This is a genomic window from Kitasatospora sp. NPDC052896, assembly GCF_044547075.1.
Classification (GTDB): Bacteria; Actinomycetota; Actinomycetes; order Streptomycetales; family Streptomycetaceae; genus Kitasatospora.
On record NZ_JBITZU010000009.1, the window covers coordinates 107,114 to 124,236 of the forward strand.

The following is a 17,123-nucleotide window of genomic DNA, read 5'->3' on the forward strand; positions in this document are numbered from 1 at the left end:
ATTGGTCTGTACCACTGTGGGGGAGCCGCGGCACGCCCCCCACTGTCCGGCGGCGTGACCCGCGCCGCCCCACGCCGAGGAGGACCTGCCCATGAGGCGCGTCACCCCGTCCAGCCGTTCCACCCTGCCCAGCCTCGCCGCCACCGGCGCGCTGCTGGTCGGCGCCGCCGTTCCGTTCGCGCTGCCCACAGCGGCCAGCGCGGCCGCCGGTGTCTCCGGCCTGGTCGCCGCCTTCTCGGTGCCGCAGAGCTGGCAGAGCGGCTTCGAGGGCGACTACACGGTCACCAACGACACCAACACGACCGTCAACTCCTGGACGATCGCCTTCACCCTGCCGGCCGGGGAGACGGCCACCAGCGCCTGGAACGGCACCCTCACCCAGAACGGCAACCAGTACACCCTCACCTCCCCCGGCTGGGCCTCCCCGCTCGCCCCCGGCGCCAGCGCGCCGGTGGTCGGCATGAACATCTCCAGCACCGGCACCCCGGTCCCGCCCACCGCCTGCACCATCAACAACCAGCCCTGCCAGGGCGGACCGGTCGACACCACCCCGCCCAGCGTGCCCACCGGCGTGCAGGTCTCCGGTACCGGCCCGGAGTCCATCACGCTCTCCTGGACACCCTCCACCGACAACGTCGCAGTGGCCGGCTACCACGTCTACGAAGGCTCCACCGTGGTCGCGACCACCACCGCGACCACCGCGACCCTGACCGGCCTGCTGGCCGGCAGCAGCCACACCTTCGCGGTCAGCGCCTTCGACGCGGCGGGCAACGAGTCCGCGCTCTCCGCCCCGGTGACCGGCACGGCCGGCAGCGGCAGCACCCCCGGCGTGGCCGCGCCCTTCGTCGACCTCGGTGCCTACCCCACCCCCAGCCTGCCGCAGATCGCCGCCGCCACCGGGCTGAAGCAGTTCTCGCTGGGCTTCATCGTCAACGGCACCAGCCCCTGCACCGCGTCCTGGTTCAACGCCTACGACCCGGGCAGCGGCTGGGACAAAGCCGACTTCGACGCGATCCGGGCGGCCGGCGGCGACGTCCGGCCGTCCTTCGGCGGCGCCAACGGCACCGAGCTGGCCCAGTCCTGCACCGACGTGCCGAGCCTGACCGCGCAGTACCAGAAGGTGGTCGACGCCTACGGGCTGGACCGGATCGACTTCGACATCGAGGGCTCGGCGGTCTCCGACCACGCCTCGATCGACCGCCGGTCGGCCGCCATCGCCGCCGTCCAGGCCGCGCAGCGGGCCAAGGGCCGTGACCTCAAGGTCAGCCTCACCCTGCCGGTGCTGCCCTCCGGCCTGACCTCGGACGGCCTCTACGTGCTGCAGTCAGCGAAGAACGCGGGCGTCGCGGTCGACACCGTCAACGTCATGGCGATGGACTTCGGCGACACCGAGGCGCCCAACCCCTCCGGGCAGATGGGCAGTTACGCGATCCAGGCGGCGCAGTCCACCCGGGCCCAGATCGCCCAGGTGTGGCCGGACCTGACCACCGCGCAGACCTGGGCGATGGTCGGCGTCACCCCGATGCTCGGCCAGAACGACAACGCGGACGAGGTCTTCGGCCTCTCCGACGCCCAGCAGTTGCTCGCCTTCGCCGAGCAGAACCACCTGGGCGAGCTCTCCTTCTGGGAGGTCACCCGGGACGGCAACGCCTGCACCGGCGCGCTCTTCAAGTGCACCAACATCCAGCAGACGCCGTACGAGTTCTCCAAGCTGTGGGCCGGCTACACCGGCTGACCGCCGCACGACACGCCGCCGCCCCCGCCCACGACACACCGTGGGCGGGGGCGGCGGCGCGGCCGGGCGTCAGACCCAGCTGGAGTGCAGCGGCTTGCCCTCGGCGTAGCCGGCCGCGCTCTGCACGCCGACGATCGCCTTCTCGTGGAACTCCTCCAGGCTGTTGGCACCGGCGTAGGTGCAGGAGCTGCGCACCCCGGCGATCACCGAGTCGATCAGGTCCTCGACGCCCGGGCGGGCCGGGTCGAGGAACATCCGGGAGGTGGAGATGCCCTCCTCGAAGAGCGCCTTGCGGGCCCGGTCGTAACCGGACTCGTCCGCCGTGCGGTTGCGCACCGCGCGGGCCGAGGCCATCCCGAAGCTCTCCTTGTACTGCCGCCCGTCCGGCGCGGTCTGCAGGTCACCCGGGGACTCGTAGGTCCCGGCGAACCAGGAGCCGATCATCACGTTGGACGCACCGGCGGCCAGCGCCATCGCCACGTCGCGCGGGTGGCGCACGCCGCCGTCCGCCCAGACGTGCTTGCCCAGCCGGCGGGCCTCGGCGGCGCACTCCAGCACGGCCGAGAACTGCGGGCGGCCGACGCCGGTCATCATCCGGGTGGTGCACATCGCGCCCGGGCCGACCCCGACCTTGAGGATGTCGGCGCCCGCCTCGACCAGGTCGCGCACGCCGGCGGCGGAGACCACGTTGCCGGCCACGATCGGGATCTTCGGGTCCAACCCGCGCACCGCCCGCAGCGCATTGATCATGGTCTCCTGGTGGCCGTGCGCGGTGTCGACCACCAGCACGTCCGCGCCGGCCTCGATCAACGCCTTCGCCTTGCCGGCCACGTCACCGTTGATACCGACGGTGGCCGCGACCCGCAGCCGGCCGGCCGCGTCCACGGCGGGGGTGTAGAGGGTGGCGCGCAGCGCACCCTTGCGGGTCAGGATGCCGACCAGCTGGCCCTGGGCGTCCACCACCGGAGCCAGCTTGCGGTGTCCCTCGTTCAGCTTCTCGAAGGCGGCCCGCGGGTCGACCGTCTCGTCCAGCAGCAGCAGGTCGCGCGACATCACCTGGGAGAGGCCGGTGAAGCGGTCCACGCCCTGGCAGTCGGACTCGGTGACCACGCCGACCGGCTTGCCGCCCTCGACCACCACGACCGCGCCGTGCGCCCGCTTGTGGATCAGCGCGAGCGCGTCCGCCACGGTGGCGCCGGGGTCCAGGGTGACCGGGGTGTCGAAGACCAGGTGCCGCTGCTTCACCCAGCCGATCACCTCGGCGATCACCTCGGTCGGGATGTCCTGCGGGATGGCCACCAGGCCACCACGACGGGCCACCGTCTCGGCCATCCGGCGCCCGGCGATCGCGGTCATGTTGGCGACCACCAGCGGGATGGTGGTGCCGGTGCCGTCGTTGGACGCGAGGTCGACACCCTGCCGGGAGCCCACGGCGGAGCGGCTGGGGACCATGAAGACGTCGTCGTACGTGAGGTCGTACGAGGGCTTGAGGTCGTTCAGGAAGCGCATGAATGGGGCTCTCTGGCTGGGAGAAAGGTACACCTCGGGTGCGGATGCGGCTCGGCCGCAGGGCGCACTCGGGCGCCCCGCACCCAACCGTCAATCCTTGCCGATACCCGGCTCGAAAGCCAGTTCACCACCGTTCCTTGAAGATCCACACAACGACGGTCGACGGAAGGACGCGTCGGCTTGTAGGAAGCTCCAAGAGCTGCTGCCACCGCACCGAGGGGAGTGATCGCCCACCGCGCTCAGCCACGTTTGAAGAACTCCACCTCGGCCAGGGCGATGTGGCGTCCGGGGCCGGTGCCGGCCGCCGCGCGGATGACGAGTCTCACCTGCACCACGTCGCTGATCGCGGTCTGCACGGTCTGCGGGCCCGGCGCGTCGTTCAGGGTCACCAGTTGCTCGTGCGTCTTCCCGTTCGAGGCCGTGGTCATGAGCTCCAGCACGGTGGGGCGCGCCTCCTGCTGGTACTGCTGCGGATCGGTGGAGTCGCCGGTGTGGATGATCAGGTCCACCAGGCGGAACGGGGCGCGGAAGGTGAAGGTGATCGCGTCTCCGAGCTGGGGTGCTCCCCAGTAGGTGTTGGTGAGGCCGTCGACGGCCGCGGCGGCGGGGTGACCGTCGACCGCGGCGCTCGCCGAGACCGCGGTGGGGGTGATGGCCGAGGCGCTGCGGAGCTTGTCCAGCACGTCCTGGTAGGCGTTCCGGCCGGCCGGGTAGAGCAGGATCCCGGCGACCACCAGCGCGGCCAGCACGCACAGCGCGATGAACCGGCGCAGGGCGTCGCCGGAGCCGCCGATGCGCACACGGCGCCGGAACGGCCAGCGGGTGCGCCACCAGGGCAGGGGCTTCGGGGGTGCGGTGACGGTCAGCGGCGCGGCGCAGCGGCGGCAGAACCGCCGGTCGGGGCGGTTGGGCGTGCCGCACCGGGGGCACGCCGGACCGTCCTGGACGTCGTCGACCGCGGAGGGGCGCACGACGGGGCGTGGCGGGACGGGCTTGGCGGGTTGCACGGCCACCGGGTCGGCCTGGCGTCCTCGATCGGCCTCGGGCCGCAGTGGTGCGGCGGGCGGGTGCGCGGGCCCGGTGGCGGAGACGGGCGAGGGCGCGGCTTCGGTGGCAGAGGCCGGCGGGCGCGCCGGCTCGGCGGCGGAGACGGGAGCGGGCGGGCTCGACGGCCCGGGGGGCGCGGGCGGTGCGGGCGGCCCGGCGGGCGCGGGTGGTGCGGCGGGCGCGGCCGGTCCGGCGGGCTGGGCCCAGCCGAGGTAGGCACCGCAGTTGCCGCAGAAGTCGTCCCCCTCCTCGTTGGCCGCTCCGCAGTCGGGACACACGGGCATCCGTCAGCTCTCCGCTCTCCCGGGTGGACCGGGCAGGATCCGCACCCGGCTGGTGAGATGGACCGGGCAGGACGCCCGGACCACGGCCAGTACCTGGTCCTCGTCCACCTCCGGGGTGCGCTCGGGCCAGACGAGTACCAGCAGCTCGCCGGAGGGCGCGGGCGGCAGGGCGGGGTCCGGCGTGGTGGACCAGGCCACGCCGCCGCCGTCGACGATCCGCGCGCCGACGCCGAGGATCAGCCGCAGCCGCTCGGCCAGCCCCCGCCGGGTCCCGCGCCACCGGTGCAGCTCCACCGCGCGTTCGACCACGGCGCGGCGGACCTCCTCCGGCCAGGCCGGGTCGGTCTCCACGGCGACCCAGGCCGCCAGCCAGTCGAGGAAGTCGGCCGGCGCCAGCCGTGGTCGGAAGTAGGCGGAGAGGTTGTCCAGGGTGGCGAACACCGGGGCGATGACGGTGTCCAGACCGGCGGTGAACCGCTGGGCGAAGTCGTCGTCGGCGTAGAGCGCGGGCAGCAGCTCCCCGATCGGGTGCCGGCTGGGCAACCCCGGCACGGCGGCCCGGCTCACGACGGCCCCTCCTCCGCGACCGTGGTGACCACGACCTGGTGCTGGTGGGAGAAGACCAGGGCGTCCGGAGCGACCTCGACCCGCTCGGCGGGCGCGCCCCGGCGACCGGTGATCGGGTCCGCCGGAAACAGGCGCAGCTCCTCGACCGCCGCGACGCCGGCCGCCTGCTGGAGCACGGCGAACACCTCCCCGTACTGCACCGCCCGGCCGAACGGCCAGCCCGAGCCGTCGGCGCCGCCGCGCAGCGGGTTGAGGTGGCGGTAGAGCGCGGCGAGCGCCGCCTCCCGGACCCGGTCGGCGTCCGGGGACCGGGTGGTGAGCCGGGCCACCACCGTCATCCCCTGGTAGTCGGGGGGCTGCACGACGAGCCGGGTGCCGATGAGCCGTCGCTCGTCCAGGGCCGCCGCGATGGCGGTGAGCATCTGCTCACCGGGGATCAGCTGTTCGAGCCGCAGGCGGTCGCCCTCGTCCGCCACCGCGTCGGGGACCACGAGCACGCGCACCGCCCCCGCCTCCCCGGCGACGGCCGCGACGCAGCTGACCCGGGCGGCGGACGGGGCGGCCTGCCGGGCGATCAGCTCGAAGTCCCCGGCCGTGACCGCCCGTTCCTGCAGGCGCAGCAGGTTCGGGGCGCGGAGTTTGGCGTTCTCCACCGTCTCGCCGTCGACCCCGCCCCTGGCCGCCTCGCGGTTGTCGACCCTGGCCACGTACGGGACCGAACTGCGCAGCACCGTGATCGTTCCCCGGGCGACGTTCCCCCCGGTGCCGCCACCGGTGCGGTAGTGCGGTACCCGCAGCCGGGCGCCCTTGGGCGGCACCGCGCCGAAGGCACGCAGGCTGCCGTCGGGTTCCCGGACCGCGGGTGGGAACAGGAACTCGCCGTTGGTCGCGTCGATCACCACGTGCCGGTCGGTCGGTGCCGAGTCGCCGAAGTGCTCGACGGCCGTCCACCGCTCCCAGCCGTCGCCGGCCGAGACCTCGACCACCGGGGGCTCGCCATCGAGCAGCACCGGCGGCCTGGCGAGGCGGAAGCGCTGGCCCGCGACCCCTTCCGAAGTGCCGAGCGGTGCGTCGGTGACGGTCTGCGCGTGGACGACGGTCGCGGTGCCGCCGACCGTGAACACCTCGGCCCGGCGGATCGTCGGGGACTCGGAGTAGAACGGCTGGCCCGGCTGCGGCTCGGTCACCCGGCAGCGCAGCCAGCCCGCGCGCCGCCCGGCGACCACCGAGGCGACGTGCCCGGCGGGCACGAACACCACCACCTCGCCAGGCCGGTTGAGGCCACCGGTGGTGTCGGAGCCGGTCTCGCAGGCGATCCACCGCGCGCCGTCCCACACCTCCCACACCAGTGGCGGCTGCCGCGGGTCGACGCCGACGCCCTCCACCCGGCTGTCCAGCCTGACGACGAGGATGCACCGCGGCACCACGGCCGGCAGCGCGAACAGCATGGCGTCCCCGGCCGCGGGACGCGGCTGGAAGCACGGCACGTCCGCGCCGTCGGCCAGCCGCGCCGTGCGATCGGTCTGCTCCCCCGAGGCGGAGACCGTGACCAGCCGGTCGAGGGAGCTGGGGACGACGGGGAGGTCCTCGGCGGTGGAGAACACCACCGCCTCGTCGGTCTCGGTCCGCAGCGTGGAGACCTCGGTGCCCGCCCGGAGCAGCACGGTCTCGGGCTGCGGTGCGGACAGCCAGAAGTCGACCTCCGCCCGCGCCGCGGCCGGCGGGAAGAGCCGGATGCCGAGCAGGTCGAGGAAGGCGGAGTAGTTCTTCTCCGGCACCCGGTTGAGCCGGTACAGCAGCTGGTCCACCAGGTAGGCGAAGGTCTCGATGAGGGTGACCCCCGGATCGGAGACGTTGTGGTCGGTCCACTCCGGCGCGCGCTGCTGGACGTACCGCTTGGCCTCGTCGACGAGTTGCTGGAACCGGCGGTCGTCCAGGTTCGGGGAGGGCAGCGCCATCAGTTCGCTCCCTCGTCCGCGGCGGTGGGGGACTCCGGGATGGTGTAGAAGGGGAAGACGAGGTTGCGGCGGTCGTTCGTGGAGCGCACGGTGTAGTGGATGTCGACGTAGAGCGTGCCCTCGTCGACGCTGTCGAAGGCGATCACCACGTCGTCCACCTCGATCCGGGGCTCCCAGCGTTCCAGCGCGATGCGCACCTCGCGGGCGATCCGGCCCGCGGTGGTGCCGTCGCCCGGCGCGAAGACGTACTCGTGGATCCCGCAGCCGAACTCCGGGCGCATCGGGCGTTCCCCTGGAGCCGTGCCGAGGACGAGCCGGATGGCCTCCGCGATCTCCCGGTCCCGGTCGACCATCCCGATGCCGCCGGTGGCGTTCACCCGGAGCGGGAAGGCCCAGCCGCGGCCGATGAAGCTTCCACTCACGCGCCGCCTCCGATCAGCACGTTGAACGCGCCGGTCAGGATGGTGGCACCACAGGTCGTCTTGTCCCCCTGGCGGGCCGCGGGCAGCCCCCCGATCAGGACCTCTCCCCCGGTCACCGCACCGAGGTTGGGCTCGATGACGTTGGCGGGCCCGAGCTCCACGTGGGGGACGCAGGCGTGCACGCTGCCCGCGACGGCCGCGGGCCGGCCGCCGATCAGCACGGTCTCCACTGCGATGGCGCCCGGCGGCGCGATGGTGATGGCACCACCGTGGTCGGTGGTGTCGCCGGTCCGGGCTGCGGCTGGCATGTGCGGTCTCCATTCTGGTGGTGCCTGTCATTTGTCGGAATCGCTGGTGCGGAAAGGTCAGTTGATGCGGATGAGGTCGGCCTTGAGTACCGCCATGGCGCCGCCGTCCACGGTGACCGTCGTCTCGCCGTGGACGGTCACCGAGCCGCCGCGCAGGTTGACCTCTCCCGTGCCGGCGTCGAGGGTGATTCCGGCGGAGGAGAGGCGCACCGAACTCGCCGCCGCGCCGGCCGCGCCGAGGACGGTCAGCACGATCTCGCCGCGCTGCTCGTCCAGCCTGACCTCCAGCTTCTTGTCCCCCGTGGCCAGCCGGACGCCGGTCGGGCCGCCCGGCACGTCCAGCAGCTCCAGCCGGTTGCCCGAACGGGAGACCAGCGAGCGGCGGTTGACCTTGCCGGCCGCCGCGTCGACCAGCGGCACGTCGTGCGGGGAGGGTCGGTCGACGCCGTTGTAGAGGCCGCCCAGCACGTAGGGGCTGTCCAGGCAGCCCTGTTCGAAGCCGACCAGCACCTCGTCGTTGACCTCGGGGCTGACCACCCCGCCACCCCCCTGACCGCCCCACTGGACGGTGCGGACCCAGTCGGAGACGTAGGTGTCGTCCAGCCAGGGGAACTTCAACCGCACCCAGCCGCGTTGCGCGTCACCGGGCTCCCGGACGTCGGTGACCACGGCGATGGCCAGGCCCGGCATCCGCGGCCCGCGCGGCGGCGCGTTGCCCCCGGTGACCAGCCCGGCGAGGGAGCGGTCCGGCGTCGCGCTGACCACCACGGTGCTCCGGTAGCCGCGGAACGGTTCGAGGACGTGGCGCACCGCGGTGGCCGTGTAGCGGCCGGAGAAGGCGGCGCCGACGTTCCCCAGCGCGACGGGGGTGCCCGCCCGCAACCGCGGATTGCCCTCGACGACCGCTTCCAACTCGCCGAATCCGGCGGCCACCTCGGCGGCCAGCGACTGGGCCGCGGCGGTCGCCTCCGCCTGCGTGCGGTAGGGGGTGTCGGCGACGGTCAGCCGGGCCGGACCGGTGAAGGCGGAGGTCACCACCGAGGGGCTCATGCCCGGTTCGACGGTCCGGGCCGCCACCGACGGTTCGGTGGCGACCAGGGTGCTCTTGGTGGTGACGTTCCAGCCGCGCACCTCGACCGTGTCCGCCCCGCCGGCGCCGGTCAGCACGCCGCGCAGCTCCAGCAGGTTGCGGCCGTACTCCAGGACCATCGGGTTCTGCGGAGCGGGTGTGGCGGGGGCCGGGGCGGCGGACGCGGGGTCGGGCCGGACGAACTCCAACAGCCCGTCGTCGTCGACGCGCAGCTGCGCGCCGCTCTCCTGGGCCAGGTACTGGAGGAACTCCCAGTCGGGCACGTTGGCCTGGGAGAGCTGCTGGTGGACGACCGGGAAGGAGTCGATCCGGCCGCAGGCCAGCCCCGCGCCCGCGGCGACCTCGCGCACGACGTCCGCGGTCGACATGTTGCGGAAGGCCTTCACCCGGCGCCCGCGCATCAGGCGGTGGGTGACCGCCGCCGCCCGGACCACGGTGTACGAACCCGTCGTGTCCACCTCCAGTTCCAGCGCGGTCACCTCGCCGGTGAACAGCCGAACCTGCGTGTGCCCCTGCACGGTGACCACGGACACCCGCAGCCGGGTGCCGATGGTGATCCCGGTGGCGGTGAGGAAGGTGTGGCCGGCGTCGCGGAAGGTCAGCACGGCGGTGTCGGGCAGGCCGACGCTCTCGTCGATGTCGCAGGAGACCAGCTGTGTCGCCCAGACCGGCGGCAGCGGGCCCGGCGCCTCGACGACGGGGTCCGCGGCGAAGGCCCGACCGCCTCGGGCCTCGGGAGTGGTCATGGCCGGCCGCCCTGGGCGAGTTCGTCGGTCCCCGGCACGATCAGGTCCGCTCCGGGGACGAGCGTCAGCGGGTCCTCGATGTCGTTGGCCTCGGCGATGGTCCGCCAGGTCGTGGCGTCGCCGTACGCGCGCCAGGCGAGCAGGGGCAGCGTGTCACCCGCGATCACCCGGTGGGTGCTGCGGGCCTCCGGCGAGCCGGAGGTCGGGTTCTGGCCGGGCGGATCGACGCTGGCCTCGTCGATGGTGAGCGAGCAGGTGGCCCGCAGGGGTTTGCCGTCGACGTCGAAGAGCGTGTAGGTGACGGAGAGGCCGGTCAGCACCCCGTTGAACGAGGTCGTCTTCGAGGTGCCCCAGTCCAGCCGGATCCACGGGCTGGCCGGGGTCTTGCGCGCCAGGCTGCTCGGGGTCGGGACGCAGGCCGTCATCAGCTGCTCCACGGCCCGCTCGACCGAGTTGTCGTGGGTCGCGGTCGCGTCGAGGAACACGTCGAGCGAGAGCGAGCGCGGTCCGCTGCCGACGAACTCGGGCAGCGCGGACTGGCCCGCCATCCGGGACGGAGTGCGGCGCCACTCGGTGGACTTGCGCAGCACCAGGGTCGCCGGGTTGAACTGGAGGGGAAGCCGCGCGATCGCTCCGCCGGGCTGGGCACCGACCGTGGACGGAGGCTCCATGATGGTCAGTTGGGCCCGGGTGACACTCGCGGGGACTGCTGAGGACATCCTGGGGCTCCTTCCGTGGGTCGGGCGGCGGACCGTGCGGCTGATCAGGTGGTGAACCCGGCCGCGGAGCCGGGCTACGGTCGGATGTTCGACTTTACGTCAGGACGGGCGTAGGCCCGCGTGGGCGATCTCCAAAGTCTCCAGGGCGGCCTCGGAGTTGGCCGGGTCGAAGGACGGGCCCTGCCATCGGACCGGGACGATGCCGAGCACCTGCCAGCTGACTATCCGACTCAAGTCGGGTCGCAACGCGACGATTTCGCCGTCCTTGGGCTCCACCCGGCGAACGATCTCGTCCAGCCAACGCGCGATCTTGGTGGTGTCCGCGGTGACCGCGCGGGTCAGCGTGATGTTCGACCAGGTGATGCGGCCCGGCAGTTGCCAGGAGAAGCCGTTGTTGCCACCCTCCGCGTACTGTTCGATCTCGACCTGGGCGCCGAGTCCCGAGCAGGTGGCGAACTCCCCCAGGTCGTTGCCGCCGATGCTCAGCGTGAAGAACACGCTGGTCGCGAAGATGTTGTCGGTCATCCCGTCCCTGCCTCCGGTGCCGTGCTGCGGATTCCTGTCGGCCGCCGATGTGTCGCACGTTCAGCGGCGGCTGTCGTACGGCCGCCCGGCGCGGTCCCTTCCCCTGCGCAGTTCGGTGCGCAGCAGGCGTCCGACGGGTTCGATCAGGCGCCGGGCCAGTTCGTCGATGTCGGCGGCACCGGCGGCGGTGGCCTCGGTCGGCGATCCGGCGCGGGATTCAGCGGGTGGGGCGGCGGTGCGGGGCGGCGTGGCGGTCGGCGCCCGGGGCGGTACGGCGGTCAACGGCACCCCGGACAGCCCCGCCTGCTCGGCCACCCGTTGCAGCACTTGGGCCGTGGCCGCCGACGGCTGTGACCGCGCGGGAGGGGTGCTCGCGCCGGGCCGGGACCACACCGGCCGGGACGGGTCGAGTGCCGGCGCCGCGGGCGGAAGCGGTTCCGGGTCCAGGCTCGCGCGTGGTGCCGCCGCGCCGCTCTCCGCCGCGCGCGGCGTCCAGGTGCCGCTGCTCGGCGGCTGCGCCGGGGACGGCTGCGCGGTCCGGACGCTGACGGGCAGCCGCTGGACCGCGGGGCGCCGCGGCGGCGCGGGCCGTGCCGGGGAGGGGCATGGAACGGGCCCTTCCCGCGAGGGGGTCGCGACGGCCGTGGCGGGGTGGGGGGCGGTAGCCGGTGGCGCGAGGTGCTGCCGGCGTCGCGGGCTCCCGGCGGTCGCCGCCGGGGCGAGCTCCGCGGCACCGCCGGGCGGCGCCGGTCGCGCGTCCGGCTCGGTGGAACGGGCGCCACCGGGCGCGGCCGAACGCTGCACGGCCGGCCGCCCCGGACGAACGGCGGCGGGCTCCGGTGCGGGTCGGAGTCGCGCCTGCGGGCCGGAGGGACCACCGATGTCCGACTCCGCCGCACCACGCGGGCTGACGGGCACCGGCGGGTGCGGGGCGGTGGCCGCGGCACGGTTGGCGCGGGGCCGCGCCGAGCCCACCGCCGTCCCCACCCCGGCACCGGCGCCCGACGGGTCCGCCGGTGGCACCGGGTCCGCGGCGTCGAGCCGGCCGCGCGCCGTGCGGGCCGGGGGCCGGAGGCGCGAGCGCCGCAGGGCGGCGGTGACCCGGCCCCGCCACCCACCGGGCGTCGCCGGCTCCGCAGTGCCCGACCGGTCGTCCGTGCGCGCCGGTGGAGCTTGCCACCGCAGGGCCCGCACGACGGGTGGGGCGGGCGCCGGAGCGGGGCCGGTGCCGGCCGCGAGCGGTGGCGGGGGTGCGGCGAGGGCGAACCTCATCCGGCGCTCGCCGAGCAAGGGTCGCGCGGGGCGGGCGGGCGTCGCCGCGCGCTGCACGGTCCGGTCGGCGATCGACGGGCGGGCCCGGAGCGTCGGGCCGCGGCCGTCCCGCGGCGCGGCAGGGCGCGCGCCCGTGCCGCGATCGGAGCCGAGCCGTGCGCCGGTCGGGTCCGGCGCTGCGGCGGGCACCCGGTGGGTGGCGGCGGCGGGCGGCCTCGGCACGACTGAGGACCGGTCCGGTCCGGGGCCGGGCGGCGGGGAGGGGAAGGCGGAGGCGCCCGCCATCCGCGGCGCGGCGTCGAACGCCCGCGGGTCGGCTCCCGCGACGTGCCCTCCCGCATCCCCGGTCCGGTCGGGACCCGCGCTCAGGTCCGCGCCCCGAGCGCCGGGGTTCGGGCCGCGGCGCACGTCACCGACCCCGCGCTGGAGGGCCGTTGGCTCCGGCGCGCCCTCCGGGGACCACCTGTCGGCGACCGCGTCGCCGGCGACGCGGTCCCCCTCCCCGCGCAACACCATCCCGGTGGGCACGGCCGGCCGCGGTGGTGCGGGGAGGGTGGGTGTGCCGCGCTCCCCCCCGGTTCCGGTCCCGCCGCTCGTGACCTCGGCCGCCACCGGGTCCGTGGCCCGCCGCGCGGCGCCGCGCCCGCCGAGCAGCGGCGCTCTGCCGCCGGCCGGTACGGCCGCGGTCGGCGGCAGAGCGTCGAGGGGCGCGCCCAGACCCCCACGCGTGCGGGCGGTGGTGGAGTCACGGCGCACCCGCGTGGCGGGTCCGGACGCCGCCGACGGCGGCGCGGGCGGGGAACCCTCGCTCGCGGAGGGCGCGCGCTGGATGTGGCCGGCGTCGCCGGCCCCGGGGGCGGGGTGGAAGGGAGCCGACCTCCCCGGTTCCCGGACGGCGGAGCCGCCGAGCGCGTGGGTGGCGCCGAGCGGTCCGTCCTCGGGGCGAGCGGGCGCCTGCCCGCCGCCCGACTGCGGCACCGCGGCCGGTCGGCCCGGTCCGCCGGGCACGCCCCCGGCACGCCCGCCCGGCCACCGGGTGGGGGACCCGCCGCCCTCGCGAGCACCCCATCCTGCTCCGCCGGGCGGGTCCCCGGCCAGTCCGAACGGCTCCGAGGCAACGGGAACGAGCGGTATCAGTAAGGTATTTGACGTCATGTCAGCGCTCTCGGAGCCGCCGACGGCGGGCCCTGGCGCGGCGGTCGCGGGCAGCGAGGTCAGTGGTGCGCCGAGGACGGGTCGGCTCGAGGCGGCGCCCTTCGTGGCAGCGCGCCGCACCACACCGTCGGCGTGCCCGGCTGGCGGCGACCCGGCGGCGGTGGCCGGGGCCGGGGCGGCACCGGTTCGCTCCGCCACGGTCCGCGTGGGGGTCCCGGGCGGACCGGCGTTGGCACTCGGCTCCCCCGGCGCCGCGGGCGGCGACCCGGCGGCGGCCCGTTCCGGTGCTGCCGCGCCCGCGCGGCGTTCCCCGCTCCGGAGCGGGACCACCGTCACCGGGCGGGTGGGCAGCGGCCGGGGGCGCGGCGCCACGGTCAGCGGTTCGCCGATCGGGCGCGGCAGCACCGGGCCGACCTGACGCGGGGACGTCGCGGCGCCACGATCGGACGTCGGGTGCGCGCCGGCCGTCGCGGTGCCGCCGTCGCCCTCCGTGGGAGCGCCCGCACCGGCCCCACCGCCCCCGCGTGCCACCGGCGGGCCCGGCCTGACGGGCAGCCGCCGCACCCCTGGGGACCTCTGGATCTGCCGGGCCTCCCCCGGCTCCGACGGTTCCCCCGCCTCCGACGCCATCGCCGCCGTCCCCGGCGCCGCCGCGTGCCGCAGCGCGAGCTCGTCCGCTCCGGCGACCGTGGTGGCCGCACCGGGCGGCCGCGCCACCGCCCGCAGGATCCCGGCCGGGGCGGTCGGGAGCACCGCGTGGCCGAGCGTGCCGCAGCGCGACGGGTCCTGCCAGGAGGCGAGCCGGGCGCGGAACCGCAGGCCGTCGCTGACCCGGGAGACCGGCCCCGCGATGGCCGGGGTCAAGGGCTCGATCGCGCGCCACCCCCCGTCCCGGCCGCCGGCGGCGGAGTCCCGCCGGCCGGGCGCGCCCGCCCCGGCACCGCCATCGCCCGCGCCACCACCCACCGCACCGCCGGCCCGCCGCCGGGTGAACCTGTCCCGGAACCCCACCCGGCTCACCCGCCCTCGTTGACGCGGGTGTTGATCCGCGCGATCTCCCGGACCCACTGCCCGCGTTCGCGGTGGGTCAGGTCGAGGATGTCCTCCCGCTGCCAGTGGAAGTGGTAGGCGACGTACGCGACCTCCTCGTACAGCCGAGCGGGCGCGTACGTCACGATTCCCCCAGGCGCCCACCAGCGAGGTCCACCTCGAAGGAGCCGTCGCAGTGCGGGCAGGTCACCGCGGCACGCGTGTGGCCTTCGCTGTTGATCCGCTGGTAGAGGTCCTGGAGGAACGCGACGTCGGTGGCGTACATCTGCTCGACGACACCGGCGTGCACGTCGGTGACGGTGCCGAGCCTGGTGATCACGTGGCTCAGCAGCACCACGCTCAGGTACGCCGGGTTCTCCTTGACCCGCTTGTCGATCTGGGGCATCAGCTCGTCGCGCGCGGTGGCCAGGCGCATGGCGCCGTGCCGGTGCACCGTGCCGTCGTCGTCGACGTAGCCGAGCGGCAGCTCGAACTCGAACTCGGTACGCGGCCCGTGCTCCCGGGGGTCCGGGTGACCGGGGCGCCGCGGCTGCGGCGCGGCGGTCTGCGACGCCGGGGCCGGGGCCTGCTCCAGGAGTTCCTCAAGGCCGATCCGTCGCCTCATTCGACGGTGATCTCCTCGAACACGATGGTCACGGTCTCGGTCGCGGCGTTCGACTCGCCCGCGGTGAGCGTGGGGCCCTCCCAGCGGCTGGCCCAGGCGTTGGTCAGCTGGATGCGGCGCAGGGTGGCGCCGGTGGTGTCCTTGACCTCGATGGTGAGGTTCTGCCGCGCGGTGTTGATCGCGCCGTTGTTGAGGGTCTCCTTGATCCAGCTCGTGAACGCGCTGCTCTTGTCGAGACCGCGGGTGATCGTCACCTCGCCGGGCAGCCGGGCGCCGGGCTGCTTGCGGACGATCAGCTTGCCCTGCTGGGTCACCTGCTTGTACTCGACGACGTCCTGATCGACCGTCAGGTTGGTGATCGCCTTGACGGACTCGACGTTGTAGCCGCCGAGTTGGACGCCGAAGATATGTGTGGAGAGCGGATCGCCTTCAGCCATGACTTCCTGTCACCTTCCGGTGGGTGCCGATGCTGCTGGTCACTCGTTGACGAGGCTCGTGCTGTCGGAGAACTGGGACAGCCGGAACACCACGAACTCGGCGGGCTTCACCGGAGCGACCCCGATCTCGCACACCACCTGCCCGAGGTCGATGGACTCCTGGGGGTTGTTGTCGCGGTCGCACTTGACGTAGAAGGCGTCGGCCGCCGTCTGGCCGAACAGCGCGCCGCGCCGCCACTCCTCGGTCAGGAACGCGGTGATGTTCCGGCGGACGCTGGACCACAGCCGGTCGTCGTTGGGCTCGAAGACCACCCACTGGGTCCCCAGGAGGATGGACTCCTCCAGGTAGTTGAAGAGCCGCCGCACGTTGAGGTAGCGCCAGGCGGGGTCCGAGGAGAGGGTGCGCGCGCCCCAGATCCGGATACCGCGCCCGGGGAAGGCGCGCACGCAGTTGACGCCGATCGGGTTCAACAGGTCCTGCTCGCCCTTGCTGAGGCGGAGCTCCAGGTCCACCGCGCCGCGGATGATCTCGTTGGCCGGGGCCTTGTGCACGCCGCGTTCGGCGTCGCTGCGCGCCCACACCCCGGCGACGTGCCCGCTCGGGGGGACCAGCACGTTGCGTCCGCTCGCCGGGTCGAACACCTTGATCCACGGGTAGTACAGGGCGGCGTAGCGGGAGTCGAAGCCCGCCTCGTCGTAGCGCCAGGTGCGCATCTGCTGGGCGTTCAGGCCCGGTGGCGGATCCAGCACGGCGATCCGGTCGCCCATCTGCTCGCAGTGCGACATCACCGCCAGCTGGACGGTCCGCAGGCCCTCCGCGTCGAGGTCGCCGCGCTGGTGGGCGCTCATCAGGTCGGGGACCGCGACCATGGTGATCTCGTCGATCGCCTCCAGCCCCGCGAAGCCGGTCCGGGCCGAGGCGTCGCCGACGTACTCGGCGGGGTCGAGGCGGGTGGCGGGGGCCGCCGCCGGCGCGGGGGCGGGCGCGGCGGCGAGGGCGTGGGTCTGGCGCTCGGGGCGGCTCGGCGCGGTGCCGGGCTGCTCGGTGACCGTGACGAGCTTGGACTCCCGCAGCTGGGTGACGACATATCCCCTGGTGTTCTTGCGGGTCGACACGTCGTAGGTCTCGGCGACCTCGCCGCCCCGGCGGACCAGCAGCCGGAACCGGTCCTCCGGGACGTTCTCCCCCTCGGTGTCGGCGATCTCGACCGACACGTCGCCGCCCGCGCCGGGCAGGGCGGAGAAGAGGAAGCCCGCGACCGCGGTGGGCGGGGGCACGCTGCGGGCCGGGTCCGGCCCACCGTCGGCCGCCTGCCGGGCCGGGTCGCCGACCCGGACGATGTAGGCGGAGCCGCCGCCGTTGGCGAAGAAGCCGTAGACGGCGTGCGGCAGGTAGGTGCCTTCGGTGAAGCCGCCGAACGTCCGGACGTACTGGTCCCAGTTGGTCACCAGGGTCGGCTCGTGGAAGGGTCCGGTCTCGGCGAAGCCGACCAGGGCGGCGACGGCCGTGCCGACTCCCTCGATCGGCCGGGCACCGGACTGGACCTCCTCCACGTACACGCCCGGGGTGAGGTACGACGGCATGCTCGCTCCTTCGGGTGGCCCGTTGTTCGCCCCCCGAGTCTGCTGCCCGACCACCTGCCGGGGACATGTCCCGGGGTTCCAGACCGGGGGCAGGGACGCTGCCCCCGGCGG

General features: G+C 74.7%; 15 protein-coding genes. 1 reads left to right on the forward strand and 14 read right to left on the reverse strand.

Going from position 1 to position 17,123, the window contains the following annotated elements; all coding sequences use genetic code 11:
- Positions 1 to 91: 91 nt before the first annotated feature.
- Positions 92 to 1,735, forward strand: a complete 1,644-nt coding sequence (locus tag ACIGXM_RS20285; RefSeq protein WP_396562758.1) for a cellulose binding domain-containing protein — start codon at positions 92 to 94, stop codon at positions 1,733 to 1,735.
- Between the two features lie 69 nt (positions 1,736 to 1,804).
- Here ACIGXM_RS20285 and ACIGXM_RS20290 read toward each other — a convergent pair whose 3' ends face one another.
- The 14 genes from ACIGXM_RS20290 to ACIGXM_RS20355 form a co-directional block, all read right to left on the reverse strand.
- Positions 1,805 to 3,244 (reverse strand): GuaB1 family IMP dehydrogenase-related protein, encoded by a 1,440-nt coding sequence (locus tag ACIGXM_RS20290; protein ID WP_396562760.1) that lies wholly within the window; start codon positions 3,242 to 3,244, stop codon positions 1,805 to 1,807.
- Positions 3,245 to 3,483: 239 nt separating this feature from the next.
- Positions 3,484 to 4,575, reverse strand: coding sequence for an NADase-type glycan-binding domain-containing protein (locus ACIGXM_RS20295; protein WP_396562761.1), 1,092 nt, complete (start codon positions 4,573 to 4,575; stop codon positions 3,484 to 3,486).
- A gap of 3 nt (positions 4,576 to 4,578) precedes the next feature.
- On the reverse strand, positions 4,579 to 5,142 hold the full coding sequence (locus tag ACIGXM_RS20300; protein WP_396562762.1) for a phage tail protein: 564 nt from the start codon (positions 5,140 to 5,142) through the stop codon (positions 4,579 to 4,581).
- Entirely contained in the window at positions 5,139 to 7,100 is a 1,962-nt protein-coding gene (locus tag ACIGXM_RS20305; RefSeq protein WP_396562763.1) for a putative baseplate assembly protein, read from the reverse strand. Before ACIGXM_RS20305 ends, ACIGXM_RS20300 begins: the two co-directional genes overlap by 4 nt.
- Positions 7,100 to 7,522: a GPW/gp25 family protein gene (locus ACIGXM_RS20310; RefSeq protein WP_396562765.1), complete on the reverse strand. Its 423-nt coding sequence runs from the start codon at positions 7,520 to 7,522 to the stop codon at positions 7,100 to 7,102. Before ACIGXM_RS20310 ends, ACIGXM_RS20305 begins: the two co-directional genes overlap by 1 nt.
- Entirely contained in the window at positions 7,519 to 7,830 is a 312-nt protein-coding gene (locus ACIGXM_RS20315) for a PAAR domain-containing protein (RefSeq protein WP_396562767.1), read from the reverse strand. Before ACIGXM_RS20315 ends, ACIGXM_RS20310 begins: the two co-directional genes overlap by 4 nt.
- Positions 7,831 to 7,887: 57 nt before the next feature.
- On the reverse strand, positions 7,888 to 9,666 hold the full coding sequence (locus ACIGXM_RS20320) for a VgrG-related protein (protein ID WP_396562769.1): 1,779 nt from the start codon (positions 9,664 to 9,666) through the stop codon (positions 7,888 to 7,890).
- Positions 9,663 to 10,385 carry a LysM peptidoglycan-binding domain-containing protein gene (locus ACIGXM_RS20325; protein ID WP_396562771.1) on the reverse strand — a complete coding sequence of 241 codons (723 nt, stop codon included), beginning with the start codon at positions 10,383 to 10,385 and terminating at the stop codon, positions 9,663 to 9,665. Before ACIGXM_RS20325 ends, ACIGXM_RS20320 begins: the two co-directional genes overlap by 4 nt.
- A gap of 99 nt (positions 10,386 to 10,484) precedes the next feature.
- Positions 10,485 to 10,910 carry a phage tail protein gene (locus tag ACIGXM_RS20330; RefSeq protein ID WP_396562773.1) on the reverse strand — a complete coding sequence of 142 codons (426 nt, stop codon included), beginning with the start codon at positions 10,908 to 10,910 and terminating at the stop codon, positions 10,485 to 10,487.
- A 60-nt stretch (positions 10,911 to 10,970) separates the two neighbouring features.
- Positions 10,971 to 11,225 (reverse strand): hypothetical protein, encoded by a 255-nt coding sequence (locus ACIGXM_RS20335; RefSeq protein WP_396562775.1) that lies wholly within the window; start codon positions 11,223 to 11,225, stop codon positions 10,971 to 10,973.
- 3,128 nt (positions 11,226 to 14,353) lie between these two features.
- The gene (locus ACIGXM_RS20340; protein ID WP_396562777.1) at positions 14,354 to 14,512 is read right to left on the reverse strand and encodes a DUF6760 family protein; all 159 of its coding nucleotides are present in this window, start codon (positions 14,510 to 14,512) and stop codon (positions 14,354 to 14,356) included.
- Positions 14,509 to 14,991, reverse strand: coding sequence for a hypothetical protein (locus ACIGXM_RS20345; protein WP_396562779.1), 483 nt, complete (start codon positions 14,989 to 14,991; stop codon positions 14,509 to 14,511). Before ACIGXM_RS20345 ends, ACIGXM_RS20340 begins: the two co-directional genes overlap by 4 nt.
- Positions 14,988 to 15,428: a phage tail protein gene (locus ACIGXM_RS20350; RefSeq protein ID WP_396562780.1), complete on the reverse strand. Its 441-nt coding sequence runs from the start codon at positions 15,426 to 15,428 to the stop codon at positions 14,988 to 14,990. Before ACIGXM_RS20350 ends, ACIGXM_RS20345 begins: the two co-directional genes overlap by 4 nt.
- A 39-nt stretch (positions 15,429 to 15,467) precedes the next feature.
- Positions 15,468 to 17,012: a phage tail sheath family protein gene (locus tag ACIGXM_RS20355; protein WP_396562782.1), complete on the reverse strand. Its 1,545-nt coding sequence runs from the start codon at positions 17,010 to 17,012 to the stop codon at positions 15,468 to 15,470.
- Between the last annotated feature and the right edge of the window lie 111 nt (positions 17,013 to 17,123).